This is a genomic window from Cellulosimicrobium sp. TH-20 (assembly GCF_002105775.1).
Classification (GTDB): domain Bacteria; phylum Actinomycetota; class Actinomycetes; order Actinomycetales; family Cellulomonadaceae; genus Cellulosimicrobium; species Cellulosimicrobium funkei.
This window is the reverse complement of sequence record NZ_CP020857.1, coordinates 3,199,861-3,214,756: the sequence shown is the minus strand read 5'-3', so window position 1 is coordinate 3,214,756 and position 14,896 is coordinate 3,199,861. Positions and strand designations below refer to the sequence as shown.

At 75.3% G+C, this 14,896-nt stretch carries 14 protein-coding genes; 11 read left to right on the top strand and 3 right to left on the bottom strand.

Annotated features, from left to right (window positions below; translation table 11 throughout):
* Positions 1–3: 3 nt before the first annotated feature.
* Genes B8281_RS14275 through B8281_RS14265 form a run of 3 tightly spaced genes read right to left on the bottom strand, consistent with a single transcriptional unit; the run spans position 4 to position 2,038 of the window.
* The gene (locus B8281_RS14275; protein ID WP_085388069.1) at positions 4–285 is read right to left on the bottom strand and encodes a hypothetical protein; all 282 of its coding nucleotides are present in this window, start codon (positions 283–285) and stop codon (positions 4–6) included.
* On the bottom strand, positions 282–1,319 hold the full coding sequence (locus B8281_RS14270) for a quinone oxidoreductase (protein WP_085388068.1): 1,038 nt from the start codon (positions 1,317–1,319) through the stop codon (positions 282–284). The genes B8281_RS14275 and B8281_RS14270 overlap by 4 nt, the downstream gene beginning before the upstream one ends.
* Positions 1,320–1,345: 26 nt before the next feature.
* Positions 1,346–2,038, bottom strand: coding sequence for a FadR/GntR family transcriptional regulator (locus tag B8281_RS14265; protein ID WP_157446639.1), 693 nt, complete (start codon positions 2,036–2,038; stop codon positions 1,346–1,348).
* A 264-nt stretch (positions 2,039–2,302) separates the two neighbouring features.
* Between B8281_RS14265 and B8281_RS14260 the strand changes: the two genes are divergently transcribed.
* The 11 genes from B8281_RS14260 (at position 2,303) to B8281_RS14210 (ending at position 14,827) form a co-directional block, all read left to right on the top strand.
* Entirely contained in the window at positions 2,303–3,973 is a 1,671-nt protein-coding gene (locus tag B8281_RS14260) for a 2-isopropylmalate synthase (protein ID WP_157446729.1), read from the top strand.
* Between the two features lie 442 nt (positions 3,974–4,415).
* Positions 4,416–5,510 (top strand): N-acetyl-gamma-glutamyl-phosphate reductase, encoded by a 1,095-nt coding sequence (argC, locus tag B8281_RS14255; RefSeq protein ID WP_085388066.1) that lies wholly within the window; start codon positions 4,416–4,418, stop codon positions 5,508–5,510.
* Positions 5,507–6,718, top strand: a complete 1,212-nt coding sequence (gene argJ, locus B8281_RS14250; RefSeq protein ID WP_085388065.1) for a bifunctional glutamate N-acetyltransferase/amino-acid acetyltransferase ArgJ — start codon at positions 5,507–5,509, stop codon at positions 6,716–6,718. The genes argC and argJ overlap by 4 nt, the downstream gene beginning before the upstream one ends.
* The gene (gene argB, locus B8281_RS14245) at positions 6,715–7,701 is read left to right on the top strand and encodes an acetylglutamate kinase (RefSeq protein WP_085388064.1); all 987 of its coding nucleotides are present in this window, start codon (positions 6,715–6,717) and stop codon (positions 7,699–7,701) included. Before argJ ends, argB begins: the two co-directional genes overlap by 4 nt.
* Positions 7,702–7,811: 110 nt before the next feature.
* Positions 7,812–9,089: an acetylornithine transaminase gene (locus tag B8281_RS14240; protein ID WP_157446728.1), complete on the top strand. Its 1,278-nt coding sequence runs from the start codon at positions 7,812–7,814 to the stop codon at positions 9,087–9,089.
* The gene (gene argF / locus B8281_RS14235) at positions 9,089–10,024 is read left to right on the top strand and encodes an ornithine carbamoyltransferase (protein ID WP_043655535.1); all 936 of its coding nucleotides are present in this window, start codon (positions 9,089–9,091) and stop codon (positions 10,022–10,024) included. Before B8281_RS14240 ends, argF begins: the two co-directional genes overlap by 1 nt.
* Positions 10,021–10,557, top strand: a complete 537-nt coding sequence (locus B8281_RS14230; protein ID WP_074810086.1) for an arginine repressor — start codon at positions 10,021–10,023, stop codon at positions 10,555–10,557. The genes argF and B8281_RS14230 overlap by 4 nt, the downstream gene beginning before the upstream one ends.
* Positions 10,558–10,644: 87 nt before the next feature.
* A complete protein-coding gene (locus B8281_RS14225; RefSeq protein ID WP_043655541.1) occupies positions 10,645–11,874 on the top strand; it encodes an argininosuccinate synthase in 1,230 nt (409 codons plus the stop codon).
* A complete protein-coding gene (gene argH, locus B8281_RS14220; protein WP_085388063.1) occupies positions 11,871–13,325 on the top strand; it encodes an argininosuccinate lyase in 1,455 nt (484 codons plus the stop codon). Before B8281_RS14225 ends, argH begins: the two co-directional genes overlap by 4 nt.
* A gap of 46 nt (positions 13,326–13,371) precedes the next feature.
* Positions 13,372–14,046, top strand: a complete 675-nt coding sequence (locus B8281_RS14215; RefSeq protein ID WP_085388787.1) for a uridine kinase — start codon at positions 13,372–13,374, stop codon at positions 14,044–14,046.
* A 61-nt stretch (positions 14,047–14,107) separates the two neighbouring features.
* A complete protein-coding gene (locus tag B8281_RS14210; RefSeq protein ID WP_085388062.1) occupies positions 14,108–14,827 on the top strand; it encodes a DNA-3-methyladenine glycosylase in 720 nt (239 codons plus the stop codon).
* The last annotated feature ends 69 nt before the right edge of the window (positions 14,828–14,896 follow it).

Here is a 14,896-nt window from a genome sequence, read left to right as displayed (position 1 = left end):
GCGTCAGGCGCGGGCGACGTCCTGGTCGGCGGTGGCGTACCCGCACGCGTAGCCCGGCGGGACCCAGCGCCACCGTGCCTCGACGTCCTGCACCGCGACGCCCGCGGGTCGGTCGGCGACGCACGCGTCCGCCTGCTGGCGCACCGCCACGGTCACGTAGTAGACGACGAACACCGCGGTGAGCAGCACGGCGAGCACGGTCACGGTGCGGCGCAGCGCGGGGGAGGGGCCGCCGTCGGAGCCGTCCTCCTCGCCCGGGCGCGGGGGCACCCAGTCCCAGCTCACGCGGTCCCGGTCGTCGTGCCGGTCGCGGTGGCGGGAGCGTCGTCCGCCCCGGCGGGACGGAGCAGCACCTTGCCGGTGGTCGCCCGTCCCTCGAGCGCGCGGTGGGCGTCGGCGGCGTCGGCGAGCGGGAACGTCGCGCCGACGCGCACGTGCAGCGTGCCGCCCGCGACGGCGCCGAGCACCTCGGTCGCGCGCTCGACGAGCTCGGCGCGCGTCGCCGTGTGGTCGGCGAGCTTGGGCCGCGTGAGGAAGAGCGAGCCGCCCGCGTTGAGGCGCTGCGGGTCGAACGGCGGGACCTGCCCGGAGGAGCCGCCGTAGAGGACGAGCGTGCCGCGGCGGCGCAGCGACGCGAGCGACGCGTCGAACGTGTCCTTGCCGACCGAGTCGTACACCGCCGCGACGCCCTCGCCGCCCGTGAGCCCGCGCACGACCTCGGGCAGCTCGGCGGTGAGGTCGGCGAACGCCGTGTACTGGATCGCGTGCTCGGCGCCCGCGCCGCGGGACAGCTCCGCCTTCTCGGGGGTCGAGACCGTGGAGATCACGTGCGCGCCCCGCGCCACGAGCATCTGGGTCAGGAGCAGCCCGACGCCGCCCGCGCCCGCGTGCACGAGCACACGGTCGCCCGGACGCACGGGGTACGACGACGTGCACAGGCAGTGCGCCGTGAGCCCCTGGAGCGCGACGGCGGTCGCGTCCTCGAGCGAGACGGCGTCCGGCACGTGCAGCGCCTGCCCGGCGTCCACCACGACGAGCTCCGCGTACGACCCCGGCGCCTCGGTCCACACGACGCGGTCGCCGACGGTGAACCCCTCGACCCCCTCGCCCACCTCGGCGACGACCCCGGCCCCCTCGCTCCCGACGACGTGCGGGTACTCCATCGCGTACACGCCGGAGCGCTTGTACGTGTCGATGAAGTTCACGCCCGCCACCGCGGAGCGGACGAGGAGCTGCCCCGGGCCCGGCGACGGGTCGGGCAGCTCGGTGTACTCGAGGACCTCGGGACCGCCCGCCGCGCGGGCCACGATCGCGTGCATGGCCTCAGCCTAGGGTCGCGCGGCGGTCACGGTCGCCCTCGGTCGGCGACCTTCGCGTGCACGGACGCGAGGTGCTCGCGCGCCGCCGCCGCGGCGCGGCCGGTGTCCCGGTCGCGGACGGCGTCGAGGATCGCGTCGTGCGCGTCCTGGTCGTCCCGGTGCGTCGTGCCCGTCCGGTCGAGGTCGACCATGGCGACCATCGCGCGGCGCAGGCGCGGGACGAAGGTCGCGAAGAGCTCGGCGAGCACCGCGTTGTGCGCGGCGTCGACGACCGCCCGGTGGAACGCGAGGTCCGCGTCCACGTAGTCGACGGGCGACGCCGTCGCCGCGACCTGCCCGCGGCGGGCGAGCGCCGTCGTCATGGTGCGCAGGTCCGCGGGCGTGCGGCGCGCGGCGGCGAGCCCCGCGGCCTCCGCCTCCAGCGCGGCGCGCACCTCGAGCACGTCGGCGATCTCGCCGCGGCGCAGGACCTCGCCCCAGTCGTCGGTGGTGTCCGTCGAGACGACGTACACGCCCGAGCCCTGCCTGCTGTCGAGGACGCCGCGGCCCGCGAGCTGGCGGATCGCCTCGCGGACGGTCGATCGGCCCACGCCGAGCTCGGCGGCGAGCGCCTGCTCCCCGGGCAGCCGGTGGTCGAGGGGCCAGGCACCGGAGCGCACGCGCTCGAGCAGGAGCTCGGCGGCCTGGTCGGCCAGGGGGCGTCGCTGCAGCGCGGTCACGCAAACCTCTCAGGTTGTCTGAGGACTTGATCGGCGCTAGCGTACCCCGCATGTCCTGGACGGCGCTCCTCCTTCGGCGCCACGGCGGGGTCTGACCGGACCGGCCCCCCGCCGTGGGGGTCCGTCGTGCGCCGGTCGTCCCGCGCCCCGCCACCTCGGGGCTCCAGCCGAAGGACCGCCATGACCGTCTCCGCCACCCCCGTCCGCACGGACCGCCCCGCCGCCACGACGACGCCGTCGTGGAACCGGCAGCGCCCGTCGCCCATGCCGTCGTCCCGCTACGCCGACGTCCACGCCCGTGTCGACGTGCCCGACCTGCCCGACCGCCGCTGGCCGAACCGCCGGCTCACCCAGGCGCCGCTGTGGGTCCCCGTCGACCTGCGCGACGGCAACCAGGCGCTCGCGGAACCGATGGACCCGGCGCGCAAGCGCCGCTTCTTCGAGCTGCTCGTCGCGATGGGGTACACCGAGATCGAGGTGGGCTACCCGTCGGCGTCGCAGACCGACTTCGACTTCGTGCGCCTGCTCGCCGAGACCGACCTCGCGCCCGAGCACGTGACCGTCGTCGTGTTCACCGCCGCGCGCGCCGACCTCATCGCGCGCACGGTCGAGTCCGTGCGCGGGCTGCGCAACCCGGTCGTCGTCCACGTGTACGCCGCGACGGCGCCCGTCTGGCGGGACGTCGTGCTCGGCCGCGACCGCGAGGAGCTCGCCCGGCTGATCACCGACGCCGGGACCGAGGTGCTGCGCCACGCCGGCGACGACCCGCGCGTCCGGTTCGAGTTCTCGCCCGAGGTGTTCAACCTCACCGAGCCTGACTACGTGCTCGACGTCTGCGACCGCATGACGACGCTCTGGGACGCGACGCCCGAGCGGCCCGTCGTCCTCAACCTCCCCGCCACGGTCGAGGTCGCGACGCCCAACGTCTACGCCGACCAGATCGAGTACATGGACCGGAACCTCGCGCGGCGCGACGGCGTGATCCTCTCGGTCCACCCGCACAACGACCGGGGCACCGGCGTCGCGTGCGCCGAGCTCGCGGTCCTCGCGGGCGCGCAGCGCGTCGAGGGGTGCCTGTTCGGCAACGGCGAGCGCACCGGGAACGTCGACCTCGTGACGCTGGGCCTCAACCTGCACGCGCAGGGCGTCGACCCGATGGTCGACTTCTCCGACCTCGACGCGATCCGCGACGTCGTCGTGGCGTGCAACCGGGTCGACGTCCACCCGCGCCACCCGTACGTGGGCGACCTGGTGCACACCGCCTACTCCGGCACCCACCAGGACGCGATCCGCAAGGGGATGGCGCGGCACCGGGCCGACGCCGCGGCGGCCGGTCTCGACCCCGCGGCCGCGCCGTGGCGCGTGCCGTACCTGCCGGTCGACCCCGCGGACCTCGGGAGGTCGTACGAGGCCCTCGTGCGCGTGAACAGCCAGTCCGGGAAGGGCGGCGTCGCGTACGTGCTGCAGTCCGTCCACGGCCTGGACCTGCCCCGGGGCCTCCAGGTGGACCTCGCGCGCCGCGTCCAGGAGCACGCCGACGCCACCGGCGCCGAGGTGACGCCCGACGTCCTCCTCACGCTGTTCGACGCGGCCTACGCGCGCCCGGGCGCCGTCGCACCCGTCGCGTGGACGAGCCGGCGCGCCGACGACGGGACGGAGCACCTCGACCTCGAGGTCACGGTCGACGGCGAGCGCGTCGCCACGTCCGGGACGGGCACCGGCGCGGTCGACGCCCTCGTCGACGCGCTGGCCCGCCTCGGCCGCCCGGTCGAGGTCGTCTCGCTCACGCAGCAGTCCGTCGGCAGCGGCAGCGACGCGACCGCGGTGACCTACCTCGAGCACCGCGGCCCCGACGGCACCCCGTGCTGGACCGTGGGTCGTGACACGTCCGTCCTGGGAGCGGCCGTCCGCGCGGTCTGCGCGGCGACGGCCTGAGGCCGCCGGGTTGGGGACTCTCGTCGGAGGTGTGCGCGCGGTGACGAGAGGGGAGAAGTGGCCCCGCGAGCGGGCCCCGAAGGGGCCACTTCTCGCCTTTCGGTGGAGACGCTCCCCGCCGAGGTGGCAGGCCCGACCGGACGGGACCGCCGAAGCTGAGCGCAGGTCGTGCGGTGACGGACAGGACGAGCGGTGGGGTCGGACCGTGTGCGAAGGACGTCAGAGGCGCACTCCTCGAACCCACGCCCGCACGACCGAGGTGACGGTGCGCCAGTCCGAGCACACGGTCCGACCCCACCGCGGACCCGACCCCGCGGGCCGTCGACCGATCCCAACCGCGGTCCTGACCGTGACGGGCCGTGGACCCCACCGAGCACGGAGCCGACCCCGCGTACCGTGGGGCAGGACCTCCGGCCCGACCGTTGCATAACTATGTATAGTGATGCATATGACGATCAGAGTCGCGGTCGCGGGTGCGTCCGGGTACGCGGGCGGGGAGACGCTCCGCCTGCTCGCCGGGCACCCCGAGGTGGAGATCGGCGCCGTGACGGCGCACAGCAACGCGGGCACGCTCCTCGGCGAGCACCAGCCGCACCTGCGATCCCTGGCCGACCGCGTGCTCCTGCCGACGGCGGTCGAGCACCTCGTGGGGCACGACGTCGTCGTCCTCGCGCTGCCGCACGGTGCCTCGGGCGAGATCGCGGCGCAGCTCCCCGACGACGTGCTCGTGCTCGACCTCGGCGCGGACCACCGGCTCGAGTCCGCGGCGGACTGGTCGGCGTTCTACGGCTCCGAGCACGCGGGCACGTGGCCGTACGGGCTGCCGGAGCTCCTGCTGACGAACGTGCCGGGTGCCGCGGCGACCGAGACCCGGCAGCGTGAGCGGCTCGCCGGTGCGCGGCGCGTGGCCGTCCCCGGGTGCAACGTCACGGCTGTCACGCTCGGCATCCAGCCGGGCGTCGCCGCCGGGCTCGTCGAGGGCACGGACCTCGTCTCGGTGCTCGCCAACGGGTACTCGGGCGCCGGCAGGTCGCTCAAGACGCACCTGCTCGCGTCCGAGGCGCTCGGGTCGGCGCAGCCGTACGCCGTCGGCGGGTCGCACCGGCACATCCCGGAGATCGCGCAGAACCTGCGGGCCGCGGGGGCCCCGGCCGTGAGCATCTCGTTCACGCCCACGCTCGTGCCCATGTCGCGCGGCATCCTCGCCACGGTGACGGCGCGCCTGTCCGACGACGCCGCGCGCCTCGACCCCGCGGCGCTCGACGCGCGCGTCCGCCAGGCCTGGGAGGACGCGTACGTCGGCGAGCCGTTCGTCCGCGTGCTGCCTGCGGGCCAGTGGCCGACGACGGCGATGACCCTCGGCGCGAACATCGCGCTCGTCCAGGTCGCGGTCGACCACGCGGCGGGCCGCGTCGTCACCGTCACGGCGATCGACAACCTCGTCAAGGGCACCGCGGGCGCCGCGGTGCAGTCCATGAACATCGCGCTCGGCCTGCCGCAGACGGCGGGCCTCACGACCGAGGGGGTCGCCCCGTGACCGTCACCACCCCGCAGGGCTTCCGGGCCGCCGGCGTCGCCGCCGGGCTCAAGTCCACCGGCGCTCGCGACGTCGCGCTCGTCGTCAACGACGGGCCGCTCGACGTCGCCGCGGCCGTCCTCACGACGAACCGGGTGTTCGCCGCGCCGGTCGCCTGGACGCGCCAGGCCGTGCGCGACGGGCGCGCGACGGCCGTCGTGCTCAACTCGGGCGGCGCGAACGCGTGCACCGGGCCGGAGGGCTTCGCCGACACGCACCGCACGGCGGAGCACGTCGCCGACGTGCTTGCGACGTCGGCGGGCGACGTGCTCGTCTGCTCGACGGGCCTCATCGGCGTGCGGCTGCCCATGGACACGCTCCTCGCGGGCGTCGACGCCGCCGCGGCGGCGCTCGCGGACCCGGTCGCCGCGGTCGACGGCGGCGGCGACGCCGCGCTCGCCATCATGACGACGGACACCGTGCCGAAGACGGTGGCGGTGGTCCGCGAGGTCACGGACGCCACCGCGACGGACGGTGCCGCGACGTGGTCCGTGGGCGGCATGGCGAAGGGCGCGGGCATGCTCGCGCCGGGCCTCGCGACCATGCTGTGCGTGCTGACGACGGACGCCGTCGTCGACGCCGCGACGGCCGACGCCGCGCTGCGCGCCGCGACCCGCACGACGTTCGACCGCGTCGACTCCGACGGCTGCATGTCGACGAACGACACCGTGATCCTGCTCGCGTCGGGCGCGTCCGGGGTCGAGGTCGGTCTCGACGCGCTCACCGACGCCGTCACGGAGGCGTGCGGGTCGCTCGCGCGCCAGCTCGTCGCCGACGCGGAGGGCGCGAGCCACGACGTCGCCGTCACGGTGGTGGGTGCGTCCAGCGAGGACGCCGCGGTCGCCGTCGCGCGCGCCGTGACGCGGTCCAACCTGTTCAAGGCCGCGATCTTCGGCAACGACCCGAACTGGGGCCGCATCGTGTCCGCCGTCGGGACCGTCCCCGAGGACGTCGCGCCGTTCGACGCGCTCCTGCTCGACGTGACGGTCAACGGCGTCCAGGTCTGCCGGGCCGGGGGAGTGGGCGAGCCCCGCGAGCTCGTCGACCTCGCCGCCGAGCGGGAGGTGCGCGTCGAGATCGACCTGCACGCCGGCTCCGCGAGCGCGACCGTCTGGACCAACGACCTCACGCACGACTACGTCCACGAGAACAGCGCGTACTCCTCATGAGCGCCCCCACCACGCCCACGCCCCACCCGGACGACGCCGCGTTCGACACCCGCACCGACCTGCGCCCCGAGCAGAAGGCCGAGGTGCTCGTCGAGGCCCTGCCGTGGCTCGAGGAGTTCGCCGGCGCGCTCGTCGTCGTCAAGTACGGCGGCAACGCCATGGTCGACGACACGCTCAAGGCCGCGTTCGCCGAGGACATGGTGTTCCTGCGCCGCGTCGGGCTGCGCCCGGTCGTCGTGCACGGCGGGGGCCCGCAGATCTCCGCGATGCTCGACCGGCTCGGCATCGAGTCGGAGTTCCGCGGGGGCCTGCGCGTCACGACGCCGGAGGCGATGGACGTCGTGCGCATGGTCCTCACCGGCCAGGTCTCGCGCGAGCTCGTCGGCCTCATCAACGCGCACGGCCCGTACGCCGTCGGGCTCTCGGGCGAGGACGGCGGCCTGCTGCAGGCCCAGCGCCGGCACGCGACCGTCGACGGCGAGCCGGTCGACGTCGGGCTCGTCGGCGACGTCGTCGAGGTGCACCCGTCCGCGGTCCAGGACCTGCTCGACGCCGGCCGCATCCCCGTCGTGTCGACCATCGCCCCCGACCTCGAGGACCCGACCCAGGTGCTCAACGTCAACGCGGACACCGCCGCCGCGGCGCTCGCGGTCGCGCTCGGCGCGAAGAAGCTCGTCGTCCTGACCGACGTCGAGGGCCTGTACACGTCGTGGCCGGACCGCGGCTCGCTCGTCGCGCAGATCACGCGCTCCGAGCTCGCGGCGCTCCTGCCGTCGCTCTCGGCGGGCATGGTCCCCAAGATGGAGGCGTGCCTGCGCGCCGTCGAAGGCGGGGTCCCCGCGGCGACGGTCATCGACGGCCGCGTGCCGCACTCGACGCTGCTCGAGGTCTTCACCACCCAGGGCAACGGGACGATGGTCGTCCCCGACACCGCGGGCGCGCCGGCGCCCGCGCTCACCACGACCGCCGGAGGGGCCGCGTGAACGCGCTCGACCACCCGACGGGCGCGCCCGCGCCCGCACCGACGACCACCGTGACGGCCCCGGCCGACGGCTCCGTCGCGCAGTGGACCGACCGCTACACCCACGCGGTCATGGACACGTTCGGCCCGCCGCAGCGCGTCCTCGTGCGCGGCGAGGGCGCGTACGTGTGGGACGCCGACGGGAAGCGGTACCTCGACCTGCTCGCGGGCATCGCGGTCAACGCGCTCGGCCACGCCCACCCGACGCTCACGGCCGCCGTCTCGGCCCAGCTCGGCACGCTCGGGCACGTCTCGAACTTCTTCGGCACCCCGACGCAGATCGCGCTCGCCGAGCGCCTGCTCGCGCTCGCGGAGGCGCCCGAGGGGTCGCGCGTGTTCTTCACGAACTCGGGCACCGAGGCGAACGAGGCGGCGTTCAAGATGGCTCGTCGGAACAATGACACGGGGCGTCGGACGCGGGTCCTCGCGCTCCAGGGCGGCTTCCACGGGCGGACGATGGGCGCGCTCGCGCTGACGTCGAAGGCCGCGTACCGCGAGCCGTTCGAGCCGCTCCCGGGCGGCGTCGAGTTCGTCGCGTTCGACGACGTCGCCGCGCTCGAGGAGACCTTCTCGCCCGCGGCGGTGGCGGCCCGCGGCGAGGTCGCCGCGCTCGTCGTCGAGCCCGTGCAGGGCGAGGCGGGCGTGCGCGCGCTCTCGCCGGGCTACCTCGTCGCCGCGCGCGAGCTCACCGCGCGCCACGGCGCGCTCCTCGTCCTCGACGAGGTGCAGACCGGCGTCGGGCGCACCGGCTCGTGGTTCGCCTACCAGCAGCCGGAGGTGGGCGGCGGCGTCGTGCCCGACGTCGTCACGCTCGCCAAGGGCCTCGGCGGCGGGTTTCCCGTCGGCGCGGTGGTCGCGTACGGCGAGCGGGCGGCGACGCTGCTCGGCCGCGGCCAGCACGGGACGACTTTCGGCGGCAACCCCGTGGCGGCCGCCGCGGCGCTCGCGACGCTCGGGGTGATCGAGCGCGACGGGCTCCTCGAGAACGTGCGGGCCGTCGGGGCGCTCCTGCGCGACGGCATCGCCGGTGCGGGGAACCCGCTCGTGGCGGGCGTGCGGGGCCGCGGGCTCCTGCTCGCCGTCCAGCTCACGCGGCCCGTCGCGGCCGACGTCGCGCGCACGGCGCTCGACGCGGGCTTCGTCGTCAACGCCGTCGCGCCCGACGCGATCCGGCTCGCGCCGCCGCTCGTCCTCACGCCCGACCAGGCGCGCGACGTCGTCGCGTTCTTCGCCGCGGTCGAGGTCCCCGACGCCGCCGACCCGGCCGGCGCACCCACCGCCCCCACGACGAGCACCACGTCCGAGCCCAACACGGACCCCACGACCGCCCCCACGACGAGGAGCTCCTGATGGCCCCCCGGCACTTCCTGCGCGACGACGACCTCACGCCCGCCGAGCAGCGTCAGGTCCTCGAGATCGGCCTCGCGTTCCGCGACGACCGCACGTTCCGCCAGCCGCTCGCCGGACCGCAGGGCGTCGCCGTCCTGTTCGACAAGCCGACGCTGCGCACGCAGCTCTCGTTCGCGACGGGCATCGCTGAGCTCGGCGGCTTCCCGGTCGTCGTGGACGGCCGGCTCGCCCAGGTCGGGGTGCGCGAGTCCGTCGCGGACGTCACGCGCGTCCTCGACCGGCAGGCGTCCGCGATCGTGTGGCGCACGTTCGGCCAGGACCGGATCGAGGAGATGGCGGCGATCAGCCGGGTCCCGGTCGTCAACGCGCTCACCGACGACTTCCACCCGTGCCAGATCCTCGCGGACCTCCTGACGATCGCCCAGCTCCGCGGCGGGACGGGGGCGCTCGCGGGCCAGACGCTCGCGTACGTCGGCGACGGCGCGAACAACATGGCGCACTCCTACCTGCTCGGCGGCGCGACAGCGGGCCTGCACGTGCGGGTGGGGACGCCGGACGGATACCCGCCGCACCCCGTCTTCGTGGCCGACGCCGAGCGGATCGCCGCCGAGACCGGCGGCTCCGTGCTCGTCACGTCCGACCCGGTCGAGGCCGTCGCGGGGGCGGACGTCGTCGCGACCGACACGTGGGTGTCGATGGGCGACGAGGCGGAGGCCGAGGACCGCGCCCTGCCGTTCGTGCCGTACCAGGTGAACGACGAGCTCCTCGCGCACGCGCAGCCCGACGCGATCGTGCTGCACTGCCTGCCCGCCTACCGCGGCAAGGAGATCACCGCCGAGGTGATCGACGGCCCCCGCTCGGCGGTGTGGGACGAGGCGGAGAACCGGCTGCACGCCCAGAAGGCGCTGCTCACGTTCCTCCTGGAGCGGTCGTGACCGAGCCCCGCACGGCGACGACGAAGACGGCGCGCCACGCGCGCATCGCCGAGATCGTGCGCCGCACCGAGATCCACTCGCAGGCGGAGCTCGCGCGCGAGCTCGAGCGCGAGGGCCTGTCGGTGACGCAGGCGACGCTCTCGCGCGACCTCATCGAGCTGCGCGCGGAGAAGGTGCGCGGCGCCTCGGGCGCGCTCGTGTACGCGGTGCCGGGGGAGGGCGGGGACCGCAGCGTCCAGACCGCGGAGTCGCCCGAGTACCTCGCGGCCCGGCTCGCGCGCCTGTGCTCCGAGATGCTCGTGTCCGCCGAGGCGTCCGCGAACCTCGTCGTGCTGCGCACGCCCCCCGGTGCCGCGAACTACCTCGCGTCGGCGATCGACCACTCCGTGCTCCCGCACGTCCTCGGGTGCATCGCGGGCGACGACACGATCCTCGTCATCGCGCGCGACCCCGACGGCGGCGCGGACCTCGCGCGGCGCTTCCTCGAGCTCTCCGGACCCCACGGCGGGCCCGTCCCCGGCACGCCGGACTGACCGCCGTCGGACCACGCCCCGCGCGGCCGCGGCGCCCTGCGAGACTGGACCCCGGACCCCACCCGCACGTCACAGAAAGAGACCGTCATGACTGAACGCGTCGTGCTCGCCTACTCGGGCGGCCTGGACACGTCGGTGGCCATCGGCTGGATCGCCGAGGCCACGGGCGCCGAGGTCGTCGCCGTCGCGGTCGACGTCGGCCAGGGCGGGGAGGACCTCGAGGTCATCCGGCAGCGCGCCCTGGACTGCGGCGCCGTCGAGGCGTACGTCGCCGACGCACGCGACGAGTTCGCCGCGGAGTACTGCATGCCCGCGCTGCGCGCGAACGCCCTGTACCTCGACCGGTACCCGCTCGTCTCGGCGCTGTCGCGCCCGGTCATCGTCAAGCACCTCGTGCGCGCGGCGCGCCAGTTCGGCGCGACGACGGTCGCGCACGGCTGCACCGGCAAGGGCAACGACCAGGTGCGCTTCGAGGTCGCGACGACGTCCCTCGCGCCCGAGCTCAAGACCATCGCGCCCGTGCGCGACCTCGCGCTGACGCGCGAGAAGGCCATCGAGTACGCGGAGAAGCACGCGCTGCCCATCGCCACGACGAAGCACAACCCGTTCTCGATCGACCAGAACGTCTGGGGGCGCGCGGTCGAGACCGGCTTCCTCGAGGACATCTGGAACGCGCCGACCAAGGACGTCTACAACTACACCGACGACCCGACGTTCCCGCCCGTCGCGGACGAGGTCGTCGTCACGTTCGAGCAGGGCGTCCCGGTCGCGCTCGACGGCGTCGCGGTGACCCCGCTCCAGGCGATCCAGGAGATGAACCGCCGCGCGGGCGCCCAGGGCGTCGGGCGGATCGACATCGTCGAGGACCGCCTCGTGGGCATCAAGTCGCGCGAGGTCTACGAGGCGCCCGGCGCGATCGCCCTCATCGCCGCGCACCAGGAGCTCGAGAACGTCACGCTCGAGCGCGAGCAGGCCCGCTTCAAGCGCGGCGTCGAGCAGCGCTGGACCGAGCTCGTGTACGACGGCATGTGGTTCAGCCCGCTCAAGCGCTCGCTCGACGTGTTCGTCGACGACACGCAGCGGTACGTGTCCGGCGACGTGCGCCTCGTGCTGCACGGCGGGCGCGCGACCGTCACGGGCCGGCGCTCGGACGCGAGCCTCTACGACTTCAACCTCGCGACGTACGACGAGGGCGACTCGTTCGACCAGTCGCAGGCCAAGGGATTCATCGAGATCTACGGTCTCACCGCGAAGCTCGCCGCCGCGCGCGACGAGAAGTTCGGCAACGGTGTGGACCTCGGGACGGGAGCGCTGTGAGCACGCACGACGACCAGGACGGCACCGCCGTCGAGCCGACCGAGACGGCGCGCGTCAGCCTGTGGGGCGGCCGGTTCGCGGGCGGCCCCGCCGACGCGCTGGCCGCGCTGAGCAAGTCCACGCACTTCGACTGGCGCCTCGCGGGCCAGGACGTCGCGGGCTCGAAGGCCCACGCGAAGGTCCTGCACGCGGCCGGCCTGCTCGACGACGACGAGCTCGACGGCATGCTCGCCGCGCTCGAGCGCCTGCGCGAGGACGTCGCGTCGGGCGCGTTCGTCGCGGCCGACGACGACGAGGACGTGCACACCGCGCTGGAGCGCGGGCTCATCGAGCGGGCCGGGCCCGAGCTCGGCGGCAAGCTGCGCGCGGGCCGGTCGCGCAACGACCAGATCGCGACGCTCACGCGCATGTACCTGCGCGACGAGGCGCGCACGATCGCGCGACTCGTGCTCGACGTCGTCGACGCGCTCATCGAGCAGGCCGCCGCGCACCCGGGCGCGGCCATGCCCGGCCGCACGCACCTCCAGCACGCCCAGCCGGTGCTCCTCGCGCACCACCTGCTCGCCCACGCGTGGCCGCTGCTGCGCGACGTCGACCGGCTCATCGACTGGGACGTGCGCGCCGCGCGCTCGCCGTACGGGTCGGGGGCGCTCGCGGGCTCGTCGCTGGGCCTGGACCCGGCGGCGGTCGCCGCCGAGCTCGGGTTCGACGGCCCGGTCGAGAACTCGATCGACGGCACCGCGTCGCGCGACGTCGTCGCGGAGTTCGCGTTCGTCGCCGCGATGCTCGGGGTCGACCTCTCGCGCCTCGCGGAGGAGGTCATCCTCTGGGCGACGAAGGAGTTCGGCTTCGTGCGCCTGCACGACTCCTACTCCACGGGGTCGAGCATCATGCCGCAGAAGAAGAACCCGGACGTCGCCGAGCTCGCGCGCGGCAAGGCGGGCCGCCTCATCGGCGACCTGACGGGCCTGCTCGCGACGCTCAAGGGCCTGCCGCTCGCGTACAACCGCGACCTCCAGGAGGACAAGGAGCCGGTGTTCGACCAGGTCGACACGCTCGAGGTGCTCCTGCCCGCGTTCTCCGGCATGGTCGCGACCCTCGAGTTCGACACCGACCGGATGGCGTCGCTCGCGCCGCAGGGGTTCTCGCTCGCGACGGACGTCGCCGAGTGGCTCGTGCGCGAGGGCGTGCCGTTCCGCGTCGCGCACGAGGTCGCGGGCGCGTGCGTGCGCACGTGCGAGGAGCGCGGCATCGAGCTGTGGGACCTCTCGGACGACGACCTCGCGTCGATCTCCGAGCACCTCACGCCGGGCGTGCGCGACGTGCTGAGCGTCGAGGGCTCCCTTGCGTCGCGCGACGCCGTGGGCGGCACCGCCCCGGTGCGGGTCGCCGAGCAGCTCGAAGCCGCGAAGGAGCGCTCGGCCGAGTACCGCTTCTGGGCCCAGGACTGACGGTGCCCCGGCTCGCGGTGCGGCACGCGTGCCCGGCGGTGCGGGCGTGAGCGTCGGTCCGGACGTCCTCGCCGAGCTCGTCCGCCGGGTGCGCGACGCCGTCCCGCGCCTCGGCCCGCCCGGCCCGGGCGCGGTCACCGCGGGGGAGGGGACGACGTCGGGCACGCGCCTCGTCGTGGTGGACGGGCCCGCGGGCTCGGGCAAGACGACGCTCGCCGCCCAGCTCGGGGACGCGCTGCCCGCCCAGGTGCTCCACATGGACGACCTCTACGAGGGCTGGCGCGGGCTCGAGCCCGCCTGGGCGCGGCTCGACGCGTGGGTGCTGACGCCGCTCGCCGCGGGCCGGGCCGGGCGGTACCGCCGGTACGACTGGCACCTCGACCGCTTCGCCGAGCGGCACGACGTCCCGGTCGCGCCGTACCTCGTGGTCGAGGGCTGCGGGGCGGGGCGGCGCGAGGCCGACGAGGTCGCGGCGCTGCGCGTGTGGGTCGAGGCGCCGGACGACGTCCGGCTCCGGCGCGGCCTCGACCGGGACGGCGAGGACCAGCGCGACCACTGGCTCGCGTGGATGGCCGCGGAGCGCGAGCACTACCGCCGCAACGCCACGCGCGAGCGCGCGGACGTCGTCCTCGACGGGTGGGGTCGGCTCGTGCGCACCGGGCGGACGGCGCCCGGCCCGTGCCCGACCGCGCCCCGCACGGGCGTGGGCGGCGAGGCGTAGATTGCCCGGGACGGGAGGTGGTGGCATGCCGGCGGAGGCCTGGACGGACAGTGCGGCAGACATGGTGACGAGCACTGCGACGGAAGCTCCGGCGGACGCGCCGACGGGGACGATCGGGGCCGGGGGCGCGCGCGTCGTCGGGCCGTGGGACGCACCGGCGCGCGGCTGGTACGCGCGTGACGTGCACGAGGTCGCGCGCGACCTCCTGGGCGCCCTGCTCACGCGGCGCAGCGCCGAGGGCGACGTCACGCTGCGGATCACCGAGGTCGAGGCGTACGACGGCGAGCGCGACCCGGGCTCCCACGCGTTCCGTGGGCGCACGGAGCGCAACCGCGCCATGTTCGGCGAGCCGGGTCGCCTCTACGTCTACCGCCACCTGGGTCTGCACCACTGCGTCAACGTCGTGTGCGGGCCGGTGGGCCGCGCGTCCGCCGTCCTGCTGAGGGCCGGGGAGGTGACCGACGGCGTCGGGCTCGCCCGGTCCCGCCGGGTCGCCGCGGGCCGGTGCGACTCGGACCGTCAGATCGCGCGCGGCCCGGCGCGCCTCGCGGTCGCGCTCGACCTCGACCTGCGCCACTACGGCGCGGAGCTGACGGACCCGGACGGCGAGCTCGTGCTGCACCGGGCGACGGACGGGCCGCACCGGCCGCCGATCGCCACGGGACCGCGCGTCGGCGTGTCGGGCGACGGCGGGGACGGCGAGCTGTTCCCCTGGCGCTACTGGCTCGCGGGGGACCCGACGGTGTCCGCCTACCGCCGCGTGAGCGCGCGGTCCCGCTGAGCCGGGGTCGTCGACCCGCGGCACACGGTCCGGCGCCGCCCGTGAGGTGGGCGGTGGCGGGGCGACGGC